At 41.3% G+C, this 22,671-nt stretch carries 12 protein-coding genes; 7 read left to right on the top strand and 5 right to left on the bottom strand.

The window, feature by feature from the left end; genetic code table 11:
- Positions 1-195: 195 nt before the first annotated feature.
- Genes J2X77_RS09095 through J2X77_RS09080 form a run of 4 tightly spaced genes read right to left on the bottom strand, consistent with a single transcriptional unit; the run spans position 196 to position 6,686 of the window.
- Positions 196-1,695: a SusD/RagB family nutrient-binding outer membrane lipoprotein gene (locus J2X77_RS09095; RefSeq protein WP_310080394.1), complete on the bottom strand. Its 1,500-nt coding sequence runs from the start codon at positions 1,693-1,695 to the stop codon at positions 196-198.
- Positions 1,696-1,705: 10 nt separating this feature from the next.
- Complete coding sequence (locus J2X77_RS09090; protein WP_310080393.1) at positions 1,706-5,062, bottom strand: SusC/RagA family TonB-linked outer membrane protein; 3,357 nt, start codon at positions 5,060-5,062, stop codon at positions 1,706-1,708.
- A gap of 25 nt (positions 5,063-5,087) precedes the next feature.
- A complete protein-coding gene (locus tag J2X77_RS09085) occupies positions 5,088-6,113 on the bottom strand; it encodes a FecR family protein (protein WP_310080391.1) in 1,026 nt (341 codons plus the stop codon).
- A gap of 42 nt (positions 6,114-6,155) precedes the next feature.
- The gene (locus J2X77_RS09080) at positions 6,156-6,686 is read right to left on the bottom strand and encodes a sigma-70 family RNA polymerase sigma factor (RefSeq protein ID WP_310080389.1); all 531 of its coding nucleotides are present in this window, start codon (positions 6,684-6,686) and stop codon (positions 6,156-6,158) included.
- Between the two features lie 324 nt (positions 6,687-7,010).
- Between J2X77_RS09080 and J2X77_RS09075 the strand changes: the two genes are divergently transcribed.
- The 7 genes from J2X77_RS09075 to J2X77_RS09045 all read left to right on the top strand — a co-directional run bounded on the left by J2X77_RS09075 (position 7,011) and on the right by J2X77_RS09045 (position 21,352).
- Positions 7,011-7,406, top strand: a complete 396-nt coding sequence (locus J2X77_RS09075) for a hypothetical protein (RefSeq protein ID WP_310080387.1) — start codon at positions 7,011-7,013, stop codon at positions 7,404-7,406.
- Between the two features lie 110 nt (positions 7,407-7,516).
- The gene (locus J2X77_RS09070) at positions 7,517-7,702 is read left to right on the top strand and encodes a CsbD family protein (RefSeq protein ID WP_294185784.1); all 186 of its coding nucleotides are present in this window, start codon (positions 7,517-7,519) and stop codon (positions 7,700-7,702) included.
- Positions 7,703-8,020: 318 nt separating this feature from the next.
- Entirely contained in the window at positions 8,021-9,775 is a 1,755-nt protein-coding gene (locus J2X77_RS09065) for a family 43 glycosylhydrolase (RefSeq protein ID WP_310080385.1), read from the top strand.
- An 85-nt stretch (positions 9,776-9,860) separates the two neighbouring features.
- Positions 9,861-13,043: a glycoside hydrolase family 2 TIM barrel-domain containing protein gene (locus J2X77_RS09060; RefSeq protein ID WP_310080383.1), complete on the top strand. Its 3,183-nt coding sequence runs from the start codon at positions 9,861-9,863 to the stop codon at positions 13,041-13,043.
- Between the two features lie 670 nt (positions 13,044-13,713).
- Positions 13,714-14,157: a nuclear transport factor 2 family protein gene (locus tag J2X77_RS09055; protein ID WP_310080381.1), complete on the top strand. Its 444-nt coding sequence runs from the start codon at positions 13,714-13,716 to the stop codon at positions 14,155-14,157.
- 270 nt (positions 14,158-14,427) lie between these two features.
- On the top strand, positions 14,428-16,971 hold the full coding sequence (locus J2X77_RS09050) for a tetratricopeptide repeat protein (RefSeq protein WP_310080379.1): 2,544 nt from the start codon (positions 14,428-14,430) through the stop codon (positions 16,969-16,971).
- 328 nt (positions 16,972-17,299) lie between these two features.
- A complete protein-coding gene (locus J2X77_RS09045; protein ID WP_310080378.1) occupies positions 17,300-21,352 on the top strand; it encodes a two-component regulator propeller domain-containing protein in 4,053 nt (1,350 codons plus the stop codon).
- A gap of 92 nt (positions 21,353-21,444) precedes the next feature.
- Here the strand turns inward: J2X77_RS09045 and J2X77_RS09040 are convergent, their stop codons facing one another.
- Positions 21,445-22,671 (bottom strand): hypothetical protein, encoded by a 1,227-nt coding sequence (locus J2X77_RS09040; protein ID WP_310080376.1) that lies wholly within the window; start codon positions 22,669-22,671, stop codon positions 21,445-21,447.

The following is a 22,671-nucleotide window of genomic DNA, read 5'->3' as shown; positions in this document are numbered from 1 at the left end:
TGAGTCTTACAGTGTATTGATGGATTATGTTTATTTAATAATGTCGTTATTTCGGTGCAAACATAATATAATCATTGTGTAAAGAACTAAGTCTATCGTTTTGAAAATTTATCTAAAAAACTGCTGTACTACCTATGCTTTAAATCGGTAACGAGAGGGGCTGTCCAATTGGGCAGCCCCATTGATATATTTGTATTATTTTTTGTCCCACCAAACTTTAGACAAGAAAGAATCTCCATTCGTCATTCTGGATGCCGCTTCTTTTAAATTTGTTGCGTTCATCTCAGCTTCTTCACTGGAGTATATTGCCCTACGTGGTATCTGTCCGTTGGTTGAACCTGCATTAGGGCCAGGAGTTAATCTGGGGTATCCGGTACGTCGCCATTCGGCAAAGGCTTCCATGTCCCGGCCAAATAGGTGAATCCATTTTTGGGTCGCTATTTTCTCCATTTTCTGTTCGTCTGTCAAGCTGCTTAGATTGAGCACAGGTTCATATGCAGCGGGGATTGACGTCATATTGTATGGTGGAAGTGCCAGCGCAGCTTTGACACCTTCTGTAAAGAACGTTTGGGCATTTGCAGGTGTAGCACCCCAGCCAAGCAGTGCAGCTTCGGCTTTGTAAAAACAGATATCCGAATACGTAAAGGCATAGCTTGGGATCGGTGCAAAGGTGAGACTAAACCACGTTGATTTATTGGCCGTGGAATAGTTGGCACGAATCAATTGTGACAACTGATTATCCGTTAACGCAACGCCAATACCCTGGTATGTTGCTGTACCATTGAAATTGACAGGCTCGGCAAGTAAAGGAAGCCTTGGATCATTGTATTCTTTGAGTTTGTCAACCAGAGTATTCGCCAAATAACGTAGATCGGCACTTCCGGTAGTCATTTGACGTAAAATCGGGTTCTGGTTTTCAGCCTGAGCATCGTTGTAGGTCGGTACTGCGGCATTATCACTGTTGCTGGAGAATAGACCGATAGCAGAAGTCATGGCTTCGGTAACCGTTTTCTGCGCCAAAGAAGGATTGGCGTACCGCATGCGCATGCCGAGCTTTAGTTTGAGTGAATTGCCAAATTTTTTCCATTTGTCAATGCTGCCTTTGTAAAAGAAATCTGAGGAGCCGTAAGACAGGTCGCCGCTGGTCAGCCTTGCCATAGCTGCATCGACCTTTTGAACCAGTGCCGGATAGATCTCTTCTTGCTTGTCGAATTTTGGGGTACGGTTAATTTCCTTATTGGATTTTGTGATCTCGGAGTAGGGAATATCCCCAAACAAGTCTGTAAGGCGCTGATAGAGATAGGCTTCATAAAGTTCGGCAATAGCCAGTTTACTTCTCCCTGCTGCATTGTCTTCCTTGCCGCTCAATTCCTGTTTGATCTGAACGATATTGCGGAGCAAGGTGTAGTGCTGCGACCAAATAAGATTTTCGGGTCCTTCAAAATATCGAGAAACAGGTACTACCGGTCCCCCAGCCCAATGTTGGATCCAAGAGCCAAACTTGTTGTTGGGTAGTTCCCCAGATTCCTGAAAAGTACCATCACGTAGAATGCGGGCTATGAGTAAGGAAGGGTCTACAGTGGTGACCGATGTCGGCGGTGTATTGATCCGTTCGAAATCTTTGGTACATGAACCTAATCCTGCCACAGAAATAAGTCCGACGATGAATGTATTTTTAAATAGTTTCTTTTTCATGATAAAGGGTTTACAGACCAACAGTGAGATTAATACCGAATGTGCGCATCATTGGAAGTGAAGTTGATTCAATACCAATCGAGCTATTGTTTACATTGAAAGCAGAAGCTTCTGGTGAAAATCCATCAGTTTTCCGTTGAAAATAAAATAGGTTACGTCCATAGACGCCTAATTTTAGGGAGCTAACAAGTTTATGTGGCATCAGCTTTTTAGGGAAAGAATAGGAGAGACTGATTTCGCGCATGGCAATATAACTCATATCATTGATCATTTCTTCGGATACCATGACTTCTTTGTCACTTGCAACCATGTTCCAGTAATCTTGCGCGGCAACCTGCTTGCTGTTTTTTGTTCCGGTACTTGTCCAGTTTCCTGATCCATCTTTTTGTCCGACCATCCCCTCGGCAATGTAGGTGCCATCTCGTCCTTCTAGGGTCTTCGTTGAAGTACCATAAATAATCTGTTCGCGGTTCGACTGGGAGAAGATCACGCCGCCCTGACGGATATCGACAAGTGCATAGAGATTGAAACCTTTATATTTAACCGTATTGGCAAAACCTCCCAACCAGTCGGGTTGCGCATTTCCAAGATCGGTTTCTACACGTCCGGCTGTGCGCAAAGGGAGTCCAGTGGTAGGGTCGATCAACCTATTTCCTTGCTCATCTTTGATCCAGGCAAACTGTGTCCCAATGAGCTGGCCAAATGGTTTTCCAACTTCTGCAACCACATTTATCCCACGGTCTGTAGCAAGTAAAAAGCTTTCTACGCCAGGATAGAGTGATTCTACTTTATTCCGGTTGCGGTTGTAATTGAAGGTGGTATTCCATTCAAAGCCCGATTCGCTTTTGATCGGTGTTGCTCCCAATACAAATTCAATACCTCTGTTGCTAATTTCTCCAGCGTTGATCCTGTTTTTTACATAGAGACTGGAAGGGGCGATTGGTACGTCCAAAATCTGATTCTTTGTCTTGGCCTGATAGTAGGTGAAGGAGAAAGAAAGTCTGTTTTTTAGAAATCTCAGATCTACCCCAGCTTCGATCGACGTGGTCAGTTCGTTTTTCAAATTCGGATCAGGAATAATTTCTGTATAGGAAGCCATCGGTACGCCACCATGGGTATACTGGTTGAGACTATATGCTCCTGTCAGCTGATATGGGTTTCCTGAACTACCGGCCTGTGCCCATGAAGCTCTGATTTTGGCGAAAGACAGTGCGTCAGATTGCCATTTGAAAGCATCCGATAAGACCAAACTGGAACTTACACTCGGGTAGAAAAACGAATTGTTTTCCTTTGACAGGGTCGAAGACCAGTCGTTACGGGCAGAGAAATCAACAAACCAATAGTCTTTGTAACTGAACTGGCCCGATAGATAAGCCGAATTAATCTTGGACTCGATCAGGTCAAATATGTAACTATTTGTCGTGGTGTTATTGATTACAAAGAGATTCGGAACAATAAATTGATTACCTGAATTTCCTGTCATACGCAAATACCGGCTTTGATGGCTGGCCCCTAAGTTGGCACTGAGTTTAATGTCATCGGTCAATTTGAAGTTGGAGCTAGCGAGGACGTCAAAATTGTCTTCGCGGGCTCTGATGACCTCTTCGCGAATATCACCCTTTCGGTTCAAGCTTTGGTAGGTATTTATTGGGCGGTAACGAAACCGTTGATCGGTATAGAAGTCCGTACCCCCGGTCGCTGTGACCTTAAGCCAAGGAGCAAAGTCGTAACTCAGACGGAGTAACCCTATGATGCGGTCCCGACGATCTTCATTGTGGTTTTCATGAATGGTCCAAAAGGGGTTGGCTGTGGAACTATTGGTGGCATATGTTTTCTCCAATCCTTCCGTCAATCCCGAAAATCCGAGCTGTCTGCTGATCTCCTGTGCGGTCCATTTATACTGTGCCATGATGTCGTTGCCCAGGCTTCGCGGCTGGCTGATAAACAGGTAGGCCGGATTGTCTGCAGCATCTGCCAACGTAGGTCGGTTTTGTCCCTTTTGGGCGATATAGTTCGCCTTGATGTCGATGTGAAATTTGTCGGTTATTTTGGCTTGGGTACGTAAACCGAAATTGTTTCTATTCAGCGTATTGGTGGGAATATAACCCTTTACATCTGTATTGGCAAATGAAAAACGGTAGTTTACTTTGTCGGTTCCGCCATCGATACTGAGGTTGTTGACAAACTGTTTCTCCGTTTGAAAAAACGACGAGTAGGTATCTGGCTTTGGTGTTAACTGTAAGATGTTGCCATAAGCATCTTCATAAGTCTGGCCTTCCATCTTCGCACCCCAGCTTGCCCGTGTCGTACGGTCACGTCCGGCACTCATTTTAGGCATACCACTGTAACCATTTTTCAGCGCTTCACTCATGGAAACAATGGTGCCATCATCTTTTCTGAAATGTGTAAATGTTCCGTTCAATCCTTGTCCATAGACATTTTGAAAATCCGGTAAGACCAGTCCATTGCCCAATGAAAAATCTGTACCATAGCTAAAGCGGGTCTTACCAGCTTTCCCCGATTTCGTCGTGATCAAGATTACGCCGTTACTTCCTCTTTGTCCATAAAGTGCGGCCGCATTGGGGCCTTTTAATACCGACATCGTTTCGATGTCTTCGGGATTGATGTTTCCGATTCCGTCGCCATAATCGGTTCCCCCAGATTGGTTTGGAGACGAAATGTTTTGATTATCAATCGGTACGCCATCAACAACATAGAGCGGCTGGCTATTACCGATAAGTGAGTTGTTACCACGGATGACGACCTTGGATGAACCTCCGGCTCCAGATGCGGCGCGGCTCACCTGTACGCCGGCAACTTTACCCGATAAGGCATTTGCTACATTGGTTTCCTTACCCTGCGTCAGCTCGTCGCCTTTGAGTTCAGCGACTGTATAACCAAGTGCTTTTTTTTCGCGTTTGATACCAAGCGCGGTGACGACAACTTCCTGTAGGTTTTGCGCACTCGATTCCAAACTGATATTGATCGCTAGTTTGTCTCTTTCGGTAATGGTGTAATCCAATAGTTCTCTGCTCTTAAAACCAACGGACGACACGCTGATCTGGTAGCCCTGTCCAGCAGGAATCTGGTCGAGTGAAAAAGTTCCGTCAGGTCTGCTGGTTGTTGTTTTTTTCAATCCGCTAGTCGCATTACGTATGGTAACCGTCGCTGAGGGGATGGGCTTTCCTGCTTCATCTTTGATTACTCCGTTAATGGACGCATTTTGTTGGGCATCAGCAAGAAGATAGCTTGTCGACAAAAGCCCCATGAGGCCAAGACGCAGTGCCCAGTTTACGTCGGCTCGAATGTTGGATCTCAACAATAGCATAGTCAGGATACTATGCTTGGAAGGTAAATAATTGTGCATAATTTGTGGGTTATGTGAGTGAATTTTATTCGGTTTGTACGTGAATGGTTATTTTATGGAGTGCTTGGATATCAGCTAGCATGTTGACGTATGCAGATGCTGTATTTTTATACGTTCCACTATAGTATTTATTTTGTATATCTTTAGGTTCAACGCTTAGTTTAAGGCCATAATTATGACTGATGATGTGAAGTACATCTTGCAATGGGAGGTTTTTAAAGATCAGCTGTCCGCTAGTTTTTAAGTAAGACCCCCTTTTGCTGGATGGAGAAGTATTGACCCGGGTTTCGGAAATGATCTGTTTTAGCTTGCGATCAATGCTGATTTCTTCGTTGGGTTGAAACTGTAGATGTAAGGTCTGTTTATCTTCATCATGCTGATTGCTTTTGACTTCAATACGGCCTTCATAGAGTTTTATTTTTGTAATCGCGGTACCACCTTCTTCCACACTGAAAACGGTGCCAAGTGCGGTTGTTGTCAAATCTGCCGTATGAACGCGAAAAGGCTTTGTCTTATCCTTTGCTACCGTAAATTTGGCTTTACCTTTTAATTGGATGTCGCGCGAAGTGATGTCCGCAAAATCGGAACTAAATTTCACTTCAGAATTCGGGTATAGGTCGATCGTAGAACCGTCTGGAACTGCAATTTGTTGAATGGTATTACCTGAATTGATATAATATAAGTTACTTGGTCGCTCCTGCAGTGTTGGCTGGACCTTTTTTGCGATACGATATGCGGTGGTATGTTTACGAGAATCGATTTGGGTCAATCGCAGCCAAGCTCCTATTCCAATGAAGAGGATAATAGCCGCATATTTTAACCAGCTGAAACGATCGCTATTTTTTTGCCCTATTTGTTTGAAAATACGCGCTTTTATTTCCTTTTGGTTTTTAAAATCAGAATCCATCTCATGTGCTTGCCATTCCGTTTCCGGCATAAAATCCTCCCAATAAAACTCGTTATTGGCCAGCGCATTTTCTACTGCGGCAATTTCTTCCGCACTGGCTTTACCGCTTAGGTATTTATCGATAAGTGTTTTTGTAATCTTCATGTATAAAGATTACGATCGAAAACGAGGTAGCCCCCAAAGAAATTAAAAAATAATTTGCGCCAGCATACTCAACAGTAAAGCCTTTCGAATAGTTTTTAGTGCTAGTGTCAGTTGGTTCTCCACAGTTTTGGTCGATATGGCCAGCTTGTCCGCAATTTCTCGATGCGAAAGATTGGAAAACCGGCTTAGCATAAAAATCTCCTTGCGTTTCTCCGGTAGCTTATCGACAATTTCATGAAGTGTGGATGTAAGTTGTTTGGCATAAAAATCATCCTGAGGGCTATGGCGCAAGACAACTGTCTGATCGTGATTCAGAAGTTTTTTTCGATTATACTCTGACTTGACTAAATCGATAACTACCGTCCGAGTGATACAGAAAATCTGAGATGCTATGGCGGCATCAATATTTTTGTCACACATATTTTTCCAGAGTTTGATAAATACACGCTGTACGGTTTCTTCGGCTAGATAAGAAGATTTGGTTTTGTTGAGCGCATATTGATATACTTTGGAGCTCCATAGGTCAAAGTATTCCTCAAATCTTCGAACAATAAACGCATAATTGATTTCCATAGTGTAGGCTTGGGATAAATGAATTTAGCGATAATGCGCTTTCGATCCAAGTTTTTTCAATAATATTTTGCCAACGTTCTTACGCCTTAAAACTGAAAACTACTGATAACCTAAAGGTTATAAATTCTTTCGCATAGCATCTGTTAGTAAGATATTATGCCCGCTAAAATTGTTACAGTGGTTGGTATAAATACTATGATACGGTATTTATACCTCTTATTAGGGATTTGATACGGATGTTTATGATGTGAAATTGGGATGGCATAAAGTTTGAATTTTACCCCGCTGTAATAAAGAGAATATTTACATTAACACATTTTACGTATGAAAAAATTAATTCAAACACTGGGACTGGGTATGCTTATTTTTACGGTATTTGTAGGTTTTACGGCCTGTAGCAAAGATGATGATCCGGCAGACAATGATCTTTTTATTGGAAAATACGAAGGTACGATCTCTTTTGATAATTTAAACAGCAATGATAATGATGTTGCAGCGGCAGAAGGGACAGTTACGGTAACAAAAGCTGGCGATACCTATAATTTTGCTTTCGGGAATGGTATTCCTAATCTGAATGGAGTAGATTTCGAGAAAAAGGATAATGTCTTAATCAATATTGGTTCAGCTGGTACAGGTGTTATTCGTATTGATGCTGGAAAATTAACTATTGGCTACACGAAAGACGGAAAAGCTTGGACCGCTAATTGTAACCGAAAATAACAAGAAGAGTATAAAAAGTGCAGGTATAGCGATTGAGAATTTAAAAAAAATTTTAAAACGATTATTTGATTAATGCTGTTCTATTAATAACTAATGAAAGGAGAATAATTATGAGTGATTTAACATGGAAAGGCCGTTGGAATGAGATCAAAGGCAAGGTAAAACAACAATATGCAGACCTTACAGATGATGATCTTATGTACGCAGAAGGCAAAGAAGACGAGTTATTAGGTAAACTTCAAAAGAAGACCGGAAAAACACAAGACGAGGTCAATACCTGGTTAAATGACTTGTAGAGTTAATATTGTGTAATAGTGAAATTCCCCACAGGTGTAAAATCTGTTGGGGAATTTTTTTATGCTCATTAGAACAGGTGGATGCTCATCTGTTTTTTATCATTTGAGAAAAAGTATGATATTATTATTGTGAGAATTAGTTTGTTCTTTGATGGGAATATTAAAAGCTACATCGTATTTGTGTCATCGTATTATTACAAAAATACGAATATATCCCTCTTTTTGACTTAATATCCCCCTTGTCTGGATAGAAAATGGGTGATATTTTTGTTTGCGAATAATCAGGAACTATTCGCTCAAAGAGACTTAAAATACATCATGAAAACACTTATATCTGTCTGTCTTATTCTACTGTCAAGCTATTTTGCCGCGTACAGCCAAAAACCCATCCCAAAGGAATATGGCTTAGTCTGGTCGGATGAGTTCGATTATCAAGGCACGCTAGATACAACCAAGTGGAGCTATGAAGAAGGCTTTAAACGTAACCGCGAAGAACAATGGTATCAAAAGGAAAATGCTTTCTGTCATAATGGCCTATTGATTATTGAAGCAAAAAATGAACATCGCGAGCATCTGGGTTTTATTCAAGGCAGTAAAGATTGGATTAACAGCAGAAAGCAGATAAGGTATACTTCGGCTTCAATAAATACGTTAGGAAAGCAAAGCTGGAAATACGGAATCTTTGAAATCCGGGCACGTATACCTGTTGGGGACGGTCTTTGGCCTGCTTTCTGGACTTTAGGGACGACCAAAGAATGGCCATCGAATGGAGAAATCGACATCATGGAATATTACCGCGGCAATATATTGGCCAATATCGCAACGGGTACTGAGCAACGCTGGAAAGCCCATTGGTTCGGTCAGACTAGGGCAGTTAAAGATCTTGGTGGAAAAGCTTGGGCTGATCAGTTTCATATTTGGCGAATGATTTGGGATGAAGATGCTATTGCCCTGTATGTGGACGATATTGAGATGCTTCGCGTTGCGATGGACCAATTGGTTAATCGGGATGGTACAGGCTTCAATCCATTTACCCAACCGCATTATCTGCTGTTAAATTTAGCGCTTGGCGGTACAAATGGCGGTGCGATAGATCATAAATTACTTCCCGCAAAGTATGAAATTGATTATGTACGGGTTTATCAAAAAGTGAAACCTGCTCAAGTGAGTAGTTTTAAACCAGGGGAAAGATGGACAGACCACAGTGGTGATGTGATCAATGCACATGGCGGTGGCGTGCTTTATCAGAATGGAAAATACTATTGGTATGGAGAGAAACGTGGTGGCACAACATCCCAGGGGGTCAATGTGTATTCATCCGCTGACTTGCATAACTGGAAGTTTGAAGGATTGGCACTTACACCGAGCGCAGATTCCACCAGCGATATTGCCTGGGGCTGTATTATGGAACGACCAAAAGTGATCTATCAGGAGCAGCTGAAAAAATATGTCATGTGGTTCCATCTAGAATTGAAAGGTCAGGGCTATGCAGCCGCCAGGGCCGCCGTTGCGGTAAGTGACTCACCATTTGGACCGTTTCAGTTTGTCCATAGTTTCAGGCCAAATAACAATATGTCACGCGATATGAGTTTATTTGTGGATACCGATGGGAAGGCGTACCAAGTGTATTCATCCGACGAAAATTATGCTTTACGCCTGGTTCAGTTAACGGATGATTACCTCCGTGTAACAGCAAAGGATTCTTTACTATTTCGGAATCATAGGGAAGCTCCAGCATTATTCAGATATAATGACAAGTATTACCTGATCACCAGCGGATGCACGGGTTGGGCGCCGAATCGTGCGGAGCTCCATGTCGCCGCGAATCTTTTTGGCCCTTGGAAATCACTCGGTGATCCGATGCGGGGACCAAATTCATCCTTGACTTTTAACGGTCAGTCGACATTTGTACTTCCCGTAGCAGGAAAAAAGGATTCCTTTATTTTTATGGCCGACCGATGGAACCCCAAAGAGCTTATGGATAGCAGATATATTTGGCTACCTATTGATCTTCGGAATGAAAAAGTACAGATAAATTGGAGAGATCAGTGGGACTTAAATGTTTTTCATTAATTTGACCGCATCAATCTATTCAAGTTCGATTAGGCTAAACAATCTGCCGTTTCGAATTAATTTGTTATCCCTAAAAATTTAAGAAATGCAACTAGTGACCAAATTCACGCTTATTTTTCTATCTAGTATTGTCATCGTGTTGGGCCATGCGCAGTCCAGTGTGACTTTGACGCATGAGCAAAACAAAAAAGAACAACAAGATACTGTTATCCGGAAAGGGATCCCTTGGTTAGATGAAACGATAACTGAAGAAAATCGAATGCCCATGCATACCGATTTTGTAACCTTTCCGAATGCAGATCAAATTAGTGACTACGATTGGCGTGAATCCTCCTCTTATTTAAGTTTGAATGGGGCGTGGAAATTCAAATGGGTTAATAGCCCGTCTCAGTTGCCAGCCCAATTTGAATCATTAACTTATGACGATCGTCATTGGGACAATTTTCAGGTGCCCGCTAATTGGGAACTCAATGGATATGGTTTTCCGATGTATACTACTTCAGGTTTTGAGTTTACCTATTTGATCGGAAAGCCAAATCCCCCCATTGTACCGATGGATTTCAACCCTACCGCGGTTTACCGTCGCGAGGTAGTCATTCCTGCGGATTGGCAGGGGAAGCCTGTTATTCTACATATTGGAGCTGCTAAATCTAATTTATCTGTTTGGGTAAACGGCGAATATGTCGGATATGGTGAGGATAGCAAATTACCATCTGAGTTTGACATAACGAAGTATTTAAGAAAGGGAAAAAATCTGATTACCATGCGTGTTATGCGGTGGGGAGTAGCCAATTATTTGGAGGATCAGGATATGTGGCGTTTAAGCGGAATCACGCGTGACTGTTATTTGCTGATGCGACAGCCACTACACGTGCGTGATATTCAACTATCCCCAACACTCAATGCCTCTTTTGATAAGGGAGTCTTAAAAACCAAACTCATTTTTAACCGGATTAATCAGGCGAATTTACAGGCAGAGATCACACTGCTGCAGGATGGCCGGGTGATATCAAGTAAAGCTGTCAAAGTTTCGGGGCAGGAAATAACTGTTGAGCAGACAGTAGATAGTCCTGCACTGTGGTCTGCTGAGGTGCCGAATTTATACCAGGTAGTTGTTAAGCTCCTAGACCATCAGGACAAAACAATCGAGGTCATTCCACTGCGAGTCGGTTTTCGTACTATCGAGATTCGAGGTGGGCAGTTGCTGGTTAATGGACAACCTATTCTTATTAAAGGAATAAATAGACATGAGACAGATCCCGTCTCAGGGCATGTGATCTCAAAAGAGAGTATGCTGCGGGATGTACAACTTATGAAGAAATTCAATATCAATGCCGTTCGTACGAGCCACTACCCCAATGCCGAGTATTGGTTGCAGCTCTGTGATCAATATGGTCTGTATGTGATCGACGAAGCCAATATCGAATCACATGGCATGGGCTATGATCTGTCCTATACCATGGCCAATAGACCGAGCTGGGAAAAAGCGCATGTGGCACGTGTTGAACGTCTTATTCAGCGAGATCGGAATCATCCAAGTGTCATTATCTGGAGCATGGGCAATGAAGCCGGAAATGGGTATAACTTCTATCGGGCTTACCTCCGAATGAAAGAGCTCGATACCAGCCGTCCGGTACAATACGAAAGGGCCGTGAATAATTATGGCGAATTAAGATTTGACTGGAATACTGATATAGTGGCGCCTATGTATGCCAGTCCATCTGCGATGAAAAATTATGCAGCCCGTAACTCTAAGCCGGAAAGGCCTTTCATTCAATGTGAATATGCACATGCCATGGGAAATTCGTTGGGTAATTTCAAGGATTATTGGGATATCATTCGGGCAAACAAAGGGATATTTCAAGGTGGATATATCTGGGATTTTGTGGATCAATGTTTTATTAAAGTCAACGCTAAAGGAGATACGGTATATACCTATGGCGGAGATTACGAACCTAAAGAAGCTATTACGGACTGGAATTATGCTTCCAAAGGGATTTTTTACGCGAACAGAACTCCCTATCCTCATGCATGGGAAATGAAAAAAGTATATCAGGATATTCATACTAGTCTATTGGGTGAAAAAAAGATAGCAATTTATAACGAGCGCTTTTTTAGAGCGCTTGAAAATGTTGAACTACAATGGGAAATAATAGTTGATGGAAAAAAAACTCAATCTGGGTTAATCAAAAATTTGAATGTGTCGCCACAACAATCTGTGGTGCTAACTATTCCTTATCAAAGCGTAGAATCTGGCGAAAAGTTTCTGAATCTGACCTATCGATTGAAAAAAGACGAGCCCTTACTTCCAACTGGACATATTATTGCAACTGAACAGTTATTTTTGGGAGGTGTTTTTCGGCCTAATACCGCCGTTTTAGCACAAGGGAAAATCAATACTGAGCGAAAAGAAGGAAATCTCATCGTGTCGGCCAAGGATCTACTGATTGAGTTTGATCTTAAATCAGGATGGTTAACGAGATATCAATTTAAAGGGCAGTCTTTTGTTGATGAACATACCACATTTAAGAGTAATTTCTGGCGTGCACCGAATGATAATGATTTTGGTGCAAATACACCGGAAAAATTGAAGTCATGGAAGCAGGTTTCAGATTCCATTGAATTGATTGAAATTAAATCAACAACTGTCAATAATCTAGCGTATGTGGATGCTACCTATAAAATGCCGCAAGTGTATGGACTGTTGGAAATGAAATATTGTATTAATCAATCGGGTGAAATGCGTATTTCTCAGTCATTCCTTGCTGATACCACAAAAAAGGTAGCTGTTCTTCCACGTTTCGGTATGCAATGGATCATGCCTTCAGGTTTTGAAACCATCAATTACTACGGAAGGGGACCGCAGGAAAACTACATTGACCGTAAGTTTTCATCACCTGTGGGAATTTATAAACAGACGGTGGATCAGCAGTATTTTCCCTATGTTATGCCACAGGAGACAGGCAATAAGACGGAGGTTCGATGGATGGAAATAAAAAATAAACGTGGCCGTGGATTGTTGTTTACGGGAGATTCGACGTTTAGCATGAGTGCTTTGCATTATTTTGACAAAGATTTGGATGATGGTCTCAAGCGTCAGCAGCGTCATGCTGCCGACCTGGTTAAAAGGAAACAAACGCAGCTTAATATTGACCTTAAACAGATGGGAGTGGGAGGAGTCAATAGCTGGGGAGCATGGCCGCTTCAGGAATATACGTTGCCTTACAAAAATTATTCCTTCTCCTTTGTTGTAAAGCCAGTAGAATAATTGTAATGTCCTGTATTGCAAAAGATCATTTTAATTAACTCGTTACTGAGTCGCATCTTCTGATGCGACTTTTTTTATTGTGAACAGTTGGCTTTTGCCGTTGAGCTTATGAATTGCTTTCTAAGTTTCGGGAGGGTAATAGGTGTGTATGCTAATTTGTATTGCTAAGTTTGGAGCTTATACTCGCTTTAGGTAGGTACAAAGTTAACTTGTTCGTGGACGTTCTCTTGCTGTTTCTTTGCTTATCTACCAAGGAAGCAGCAAAGAATAAACAGAGAAACGGCAAACAAACAGCAAGCAAACATTATTTTTATTATTTCTGGCAGTCACAGGGAAAACATACGCTTAAAAGGCATTGCTTTTTATGCGGTGTGCGCATGCGGACAATCTATTTTGAAACTGTTCATATGCGCACATTTTCTTTTTCGTAGAAAGTCTTGAAAATGCCTTTAAATGTGCTTAGAGGCATAAATGTATTTATTGTGGCCAATGGTATAGTAATTGGCATGCAGCAGGTAAGATGGTTGTTATATTCACCTTTACATTTCCGCCATTCACCGAGATTCAAAGACCCTTGGTCTAAAGTCTGTAGGCTAGCGGCATATTGATCTGTAGTTTCGGATCAAAAAGGAAAAGGATATAAACTAACACAATTGAACGAAAAGATAGTATGAAAGGATTCGTAAAAACATTCACAGTAGCAGCTTTAATTGCCTTATCATCAGTTGCCATGTCGGCTGAAAAACCAGTATCAAAATCAGAAATAGTCCCTGTTAATCTCTCCACAGCAGAATTCGCCTTACAGCATTATATTGCGGTAACTACTGCTGGAGCATCTTTTGGGCTAGAGCAATTGTTTGCCCAAGATTTCAGTCAAAAAATTCATACGTCCACTATACATACCTATGGACGCCGTGCGGTGATTGAATGTTTGAATAAACAACAGGGTGAAATTTTGAATTGCAAAACGCAGATCAAGATCGTCGAAAAATCTGGAGATTATCTGATTGCAAAAATTGTATTGAAATTTGACAGCTTTAGCATGACTGACCTAGTGACTTTGGTGTATGAGAGTGGCAGTTGGCAAGTGTTAAAATCATTTCATTCGTATTAATAAGCCTATACCTAACGTCATTATAGGTTGTAGCGCGACATTACTGATGTGGTTCTTATTTTTTCTTCTTGGCTCCATTATTGTGTAAGGACGATTGCCGATTGGGCAATGGGCATCGGGTCGGGTTGTAAATCCTTATAATAAAGTATATAAGATTTGAAATTACCAAATGTGGTTTGAATTCTTTAGTTTTGAATATACTGATTAGGGATACCCTATTGTCTCCTCGGCAAAGGAACGTTTGGAAAAATTCAGAAATACGGATGAATAATGATATTGAAAGAAAGAATCGGTCATAATTACCTTAAATACTTGTTTACTGGGATGCTTTCAGCTCTGCTGGCTACAGGGTATGCACAGGAAGTAGAGAAACAGCAGAAAGATAAAAAAGAGAAGCAGCAACCTATTGAGCAAAGAAGTAGCGGAGAAGTTCAAACGATGGATTCCATTGAGGTTGTACGCGATTACCGGCCTATGCTGGCCGATGCCGTCAAGGTACGTCGGAGCCCGGATATGAAGCTTATCAATCGTGACGCTATAGAGACGGAATTACGTCAGATTGCTACCACCAATTATTTAGCGCAGCAAAAATATAAGCAAGCGTATTATCATGAATTGATGAAACGTCATCCAGACGCTTCGCAAAGTAATATTGATAATTATCGCATCAGCTACCTGGCCTATGGGGCTGGCGAATACAAAAGAGCCAGTGGTATGCTGGAGGCAATGAAATCTTCGGACGCCTTTTATCAGGGTGCAATTATGACTTTAGGACATATTGCTTTGGAAACCGGTAACAAACAAGCTGCCCGAGATGCCTTTGTGAAAGTGACAAAATTGGACCTCGACAGACAAGTAAAAGCCGATGCGCTGTTTAACTATGCCAAAGTTCTGCTCGAAATGGATTCTACCCAGGCTGCGCAAAGAGTCCTCGAAAAATATATTGCCCAAGAAGTGAAACCTGTCGATCCGGGTTTAAAAAGAAAGGAAAGTGCCGAAACACTATCCGCTGAAATTCTACGTGGGACCACCAACTTCCATGCTGGCGTTAGCATGCTTGAATCGCTAAAGGAACGCGGACGGGAAGTCAATGCGATCTATCAAAAGGTAACTTACTACCGCGGACTGGAGTTTTATAACGAGCGCGCTTTCGAAAACAGCATATCGATGTTTATGCGATCGGAAAAGTTTCCAGCCAATGCTGAAATGGCTGCTCTTGCCACCTATTGGAAGGCCGAGGCGATGTATGAAGTGCGTAAATTCGGGGAAGCCGTGGAAAACTTTTCCCGTTTCCTAGGTTTGCCCGCTGCTCGAAATAATGAGGTATACAATTATGCCAATTATGGACTTGCTTATGCAGCCTATCGAAATAATCGTTTTGCACTGGCGGCAGATTATTTTGAACGCTTTCTAACTGCCGGTGGAAGTACAGTTGATCAGGATATACGGTATGACGTCATCGCCCGACTGGGTGATTCGTATCTTTGTCTGCGCAACTACAGCCGGGCAAACAAATATTATGACCAGCTGATCAACAGCAAAGCACCTAATCAGGACTATGCCTTTTTCCAGCGTGGTATCATCTTTGGTCTGCAAGGCGATAATGAAAAGAAGATGAGTACTCTACGTTCCGTGCTGAAGCAATTCCCCGCTTCTAATTATGCGGATGATGCAGCCTTTGAAATCCCTTACACCTATTTTACGATGGGAGATTATGATAATGCACTCGAAGGGCTGCAAGGAATGATTGGAAAGTACCCCCGCAGTAGTTATATACCTCGCGCCCTCATGACCATTGGGCTTGTACAGTACAACAATGATGAACCCGAAGCGGCTAAAGTTACTTTCCAAAAAGTAGTGGAGAAATATGCCAGAACCGCTGAGGCAGAGCAGGCTATGCGTTTTATTGAAAATATTTATCTCGATCAGGGAGACGCTTCGAGTTATATTCGTTACGCTGTAGGTACTAATGTGGGAAATCTGAGTCCTGCAGAGCAGGATAATATGGCTTTCCAGGCAGCCCATTCGCTCTTTACCCGGGGCGAATACGGTGCAGCCGTGGAAGCTATCAACGCTTATTTCGACAAATTTCCAAAACCTAAACAGGAGAAATTTGCGCGTTATATCCGCGGTGTAAGTTCTTACCGTATAGGCCAACCGCAGGAAGCGCTGCACGATCTGAATATGATACTGAACGACTGGACGAGTAAGTATACGGAGAATACCCTGTTAACAGTGGCTGCTTTATATCTAGGCCTCAAGGAATACAATGAGGCTATTGTGCACCTGAAAAAATTAGAACTCAATGAGGAGTATAAAAAGAACTATGGGTATGCGGTAACCAACCTGATGGTGTGTTATTTCGAACTTGGTGATATGGAACAGGTGGCCAAATACGTGAATTTAATCAAGAATTATGCGGGGGCAACTCAGGAGGAAATTGCCAAAGCCCATTTATACAACGGAAGGTCCTTACTGAAAGAAAAGAACGTAGCTTCTGCCTTGAAAGAATTCAACCTGGCTGCGCTGAAAAGCCAGTCAGCTGCTGGCGCAGAGGCGCGTTACCGCGTGGCGCTATTGCAATATGATAGTAAGGAATACGATAAAGCATTGGAAACTGCTTTTGACGTTATCAACAATAGGGGAGCACAAGAATATTGGGTAGCCAAGAGTTTTATATTGCTTGCAGATGCTTATGCGCGCAAAGGCAATACTTTCCAGGCAAAGAGTACATTGAAAAGTGTTATTGAAAACTATGAGAAGGATGATGATATTGTTCCGTCAGCGAAAGAACGCTTACAGAGATTGAAGTAATACCTCTTAGAAGTTGTCGCAGCGGATTTAATGGTAGGTATAAACCTATCCCGAATGTAGTTTATAGGTAGGATTATGAATGGACGAGTCCGATAAAATCGGACTTTGTTATCAACAGGTCGATAAAAAGCGAGGTCTTATCCTCGCTTTTTTCATTTGTATTGGCAAAAAAATAAGATAAAATAGCGGTATTTAGACCATTACCAGCGCCCAATTACCACATCGACCTAAGAGCGCGCACATCGGATCATAAATAGTGTAACTCGAATTTGTCGATCCACCAGTTTTTTCGTAAATTAAGTGTCGCTAAAACAATTATAATCTTCTTATGAAAACTGTCTACTTGATCCTTCTCGGGTTATTCTTGCCGATTCATGTTGTCTGGTGTCAATCATCCATTGCTTATTTAGGCATTGATAAAGGACTTTCAAACGATTTTGTAACGGTTATCTTTCAGGATAGGGATGGGTTTATGTGGTTTGGAACATCCAACGGCCTGAATCGTTACGATGGGTATGAATTTAAAGTTTTTAAAAATGATCCATTATCGAATAATACAATTCCTGACAATCGTGTAACGGCTATCGCCGAAAGTGCTTCCGCTCAGTTATATGTAGCGACCAAAAGTGGATTGGCAGTGATAGATGCCAATCGTACAGTTTGTAAGCAAGTGTTGGTGCGTTCGCAAAGAGAAAATAAACTTCTAAATTTTCCGATCCATCAGATAGAGAGGGATATGCTAGGTCAGTTATTTGTGCAAGGCGGATCTAAAGGACTTTTTAAAATTGAGGAAACGAAGGATGGAAGTATTGCGAATAGGATACCTTTACAATATGCTGGCCAAAAGGATTTCGACTATCGTGTTTCGGCTATCTGCAAAGCAGCTGATGCTGGAATTTGGGCAATAATAGATCATCTTGGTTTGGCTTATTATGATAGCAAAAAGAACAGTTTTTCAATTGTAAAAGAAGGTGATTTCCAGTCGACTACAATGGCTGTGTCAACGATTGGAGATGTTTGGTTTGCCAATTATCAGAAAATTAGTTGTTATCATATAAAAACGGGCGTGCTTGAACGATATAGTTACGATACTTATCGAAAAGCTATCGTTAACCTTTATTTTGGAAAAGACAAAAAGCTGTGGATATGTACAGATGGGGCGGGCATTCAAAAATTTAACCCCACGACAGAAACTTTCGAAGAGTACATCGGATTTGATCAACAACAATTAACCAGTCGATCTGTATTTGCTGTATGGGAGGATAAAGATGATCGGATTTGGATTGGCACTCTAAGGGGTGGAGTCAATATTGTGGATCCGGTAAAAAGAAGATTTCAGTCATTTAAACTTATTCCCAATAGCCAACGGGTAAATACGGCCGATTTTATTTTATCATTCGAGCAGGCCGATCGAGATCATATTTGGATAGGAACTGATGGGGATGGATTATATAAATGGAGTATATCGAAAGGCACTTTGGTGAATTATACCTATTCAGCTCCTCTGCAGAGCAGACCTTCTTTTATAACATCCTTAATTCAGCATCAAAATGACCAGTTGTGGATTGGAACTTACGATACGGGAATTGTTAAATTAAACACAAAAACAGGCGAAATAAAACATTATAGCTGTTACTATCCGAATACTCCATACGCCAATAATGCTGTATGGCGCTTATTCAAGGACAGCAGGGGGACATTTTGGGCTTCAACCCTTGCTAGTGGAAATGTCTATCGCTTAGATACCACCACAGATCAGTTTAAATATCTTGATTTGCCAATAAATGACGTGTTAACGTTTTACGAAGATAAAGATGCTACATTGTGGATGGGATCCTGGAATTCTTTATTTCGACTGGACCTGCGTACGATGAAATACAAGAGTTATCAGATAGGTACGCCCATCCGTTTTATCCAACAAACAGAAAATAGCTTTCTTTGGCTTGGCACCGAAGGGGGAGGACTTTTACATCTGAACTTAAATACAATGAACTATAGGCGCTATACTGAAAAGGATGGACTTGTTAGTAATACTTTGTTAAATGGATTACAGGATGCACAAGGTAACATGTGGATATCTTCACTCGACGGACTGTCCAAAATGGATTTACGAAAAAAAACATTTCAAAATTTCTACCAGTCAGACGGTCTCCAAAGTAACCAATTTAATTACAACGCTGCCATCAAATTACGCGATGATCAGCTGATTTTTGGAGGCATCCGTGGTTTCAATATCATCAGACCGAAGGATGTATTATTTGAGACCAGTTTTCCTTTATTAAAATTGACCCGATTAAGTATCGATAATATACCATATGACCAAAGTGGGCAGGAGAATCAAATTCCTTTAAATGATGTGAAGCATCTAAAAATACCATTTGATAAGGCTGTATTATCGTTTTCCTATGCAGCATTAGACTTTAGTTTTTCGGATAGGATCGACTACGCCTATTATTTGGAAGGCTGGGACAAAGATTGGAATTACGTCAATAAACAGCGTACAGCCTATTATTCTAATCTCAGAGAAGGAACATACAAATTACATATTAGATCAACCAATGCAAATGGCGAATGGAATCCGACGGAACGAATTATAGGTATAGAAGTTTTGCCTCCTTGGTACCGAAGTTTTTGGGCATATCTAGGATACTTTTTGCTACTCGCTGCGGTACTCTTTTTTTATAATAGGTATAGGGAGAATAAAGCATTGTTGCTCTTTAAAGTAAAGACTGCTGAGTTTGAACGTGATAAAGAACACGAATTACTCGAAGATAAACTGGCATTTTTTACCCATATTGTCCACGAGATCAGGACTCCATTGACCCTTATTGTAAATCCGATCAAGGATATTGTCGTCAAGTCAAAAAAGAATATGACAGAATCAGACGAGCTACTGTCTATTTACAGTCATTCCAAGCGATTGTTAAACCTTGCGGATAAACTTCTTTTGTTTAGAAAATCCGATGGCAATTTAGACGAACTCGACAGTAAGGTTTTTGACATTATACAGGTTTGGCGAGACGCCTTTGAGTCCTTTAGGCAATTGGCCAGTTCTCGAAATATCACGTACTCATTTGAAACAGCTATTGAAAAACTAACTGTAGATGCAGATTATGAAAAACTGGAGATCTGTTTCATCAATTTACTTCAAAATGCGCTTAAATATACAGACAAAGGAGGATCTGTCGCTGTTAAAGTGAGCCGTCTAAAATCCGAATTGATCTGTGATATCATCGATTCTGGACAGGGTTATCCAACCCATTTAACAGAAGAAATTTTTAAACCTTTTAAACGTAATTTTAACCTATTCAACCAAAGCGCAGATGGTTTTGGAATCGGACTGTTTTTTGTGAAAAAATTTATTACGCTGCACGAAGGTAAATTGGAATATACTGCAAATCCAAAAGCTGGAGCTACTTTTACAATACGATTGCCGATTCATCAGGTCAGCTCAGCGACGGTGGAGCCAACTGTCGAATTACAACAGGCTGCTTATGGATATCTTTCTTCTGCGGAAGAAGATAAGCTTGAGCATACACCTTCAATCTATCCAAAAAAACGACAACCACTTGACGAGTGGTATGAAGATGATATGCAGGAGAAAATACTAATTGTAGATGATAATGAAGATATGTTAAACTATATTGCTGGAGTCTTTTCTGACAAATATCAGGTTATTAAAGCAGACAGTGCAGAAATGGCAATAACTGTGTTAGAAAAAATAGAACCAAGTATCGTCATCAGTGATATCATGATGGGTGGAGACTCTGGAATCGATCTCTGCAAACATATGAAGAGCAATACAAAGCGCAGCCATGTCCCTATTATTTTGTTAACTGCAAGTGCGTCTTTTGATGTTAAATTAAAAGGGATCGAAGTTGGAGCAGATGACTATATTGTTAAACCTTTTGATAAAGAGTTACTCGTGGCACGTGTGGAAAGTTTGATAGAAAACAAAAATAGATTGCATACCTATTTTTACAGTGAAATCACGTTGCAGTCGAAAGATCATCAGGTTCCGACGGCCTTTAAAGATTTTCTTCAACGGGCTATAGCGGTGGTTGAAAAGCACTTGTTGAATGAAAATTTTACGGTAAAAATGCTTGCCGAGGAGCTAGGCATGAGCCATTCCAATATGTATAGACGAATAAAGTCTATTTCAGGTAAATCTGCTAATGAATTTATCCGTTATATCCGGATGCGCCGCGCAGCGCAATTGCTGATTAGCAATAAAACGAATATTAATGAAACCGCTTATCAAGTAGGCTTTAAGGATATAAAACATTTTAGACAGCATTTTTCCAAAATCTTTGGTTGTTCGCCCTCTGAATACCGAAAGCGGTATAGCCACCTCGGAAATTTGTCCGATAATAAGAGTTAAATGTGACGGATTATCTAAAAAATAATAGAGCAGAAAAACAGTAACTCTCATGAGAAATCCTGTATTTCTGCTCTTTTTATACAGCTAGCTTGCTATTGATAAGCTCCACTGTGACTGGTCATACCGTCTTTCCGCATAGCTTCTATGATCAGGCAATTGTAGACGTAGTCCCAACTAGAACTGACTTCTGAATTTTGATTTAAGCCATAAGGCCACCAATGCATGCTATCGCCACTAAACACGGCTGATTCATCTAAAGTGATCATCTTTAGCATTTTGTTGGCATTTCCCAAACTATATTTGCCATTTACAATGGCCTGCGACCACCAGCTGGTCGTTCCAGTACCCAAGGTATGATTCATCTCATGCAACATGGTACGGATATTTTGGTATCCTTCACCAGAACCAAATCGCATCCAACCCTCATTGTTAGCGTCGGCTGTCGGTACGCCTGGATCGTAGTTGAGATAAATGTGTTTGGTAGCAGAAGTATAATTATTGACATACCACACTGCACTGTCGAGGGCTACTTGCAAACGTTGATAAGCAGCAAGTTGTTGCGCCGTAGGGTTATCGGCTTTATTAAACGTATAAGTTACTTTACCCTTAGCAATCGTATGGAACGCAATATCTGGACCGTAGCTTACACCGGTTTCGTTGATTGCATAAGCGCGTAAATGATAGTTCGTGCTTGGATTAAGATTGACTATACCTAGTCTAAATTTTCCAGTACCTTTCGAACCGTTCGTCACTTTGTGATCATTTAAAGTCGGTTTTTCTTGTAGGCTCCAACATATCCCTCTTTCCGTAATGGCGCCACCGCCGCTACTAATAATATTGACGTCATAATAAGCCATTGATGATCCCACAATAAAGATCGGATTAGTGCCAAAGGTAACCGATTGTATATCGGCAGTGGTCAATACCTGTTGTTCGCCGTAAGCAATTCCGCCCTTACTTTTGGCGTAAGGTCTAATGTAGTATGTTTGCGAGGGGGCAAGGGATGTTAGTGCCACACTAAATTCACCAGAACCTTTACTGGAAGTTGCTTCCATCGGATTATTGTCGATTGTCGGATTCGGATCTTTACTCCAGCAGATGCCACGACTGGTAACAAGTGCACCACCTTTGTTGAGCACTTTTCCTGTAATCATAGCACCTGTAGTGGTGATATTGGAAAAGGCTAATTTACCAAGCTCAGCAAGCGCGCTATCATCTGTTTTTTCCGTAGGCTTTACCATACTGCTTTCGGGAGTAGCTTTTTTACAACCTGCTAAAGTGCAGGCTGTAAAAAAGACATAATAAACTAATCTATTCAT

This window comes from Sphingobacterium sp. 2149 (genome assembly GCF_031455655.1).
Classification (GTDB): Bacteria; Bacteroidota; Bacteroidia; order Sphingobacteriales; family Sphingobacteriaceae; genus Sphingobacterium.
Note: the sequence above shows the minus strand (reverse complement) of the source record. Positions and strands in the feature narration are given on the sequence as shown.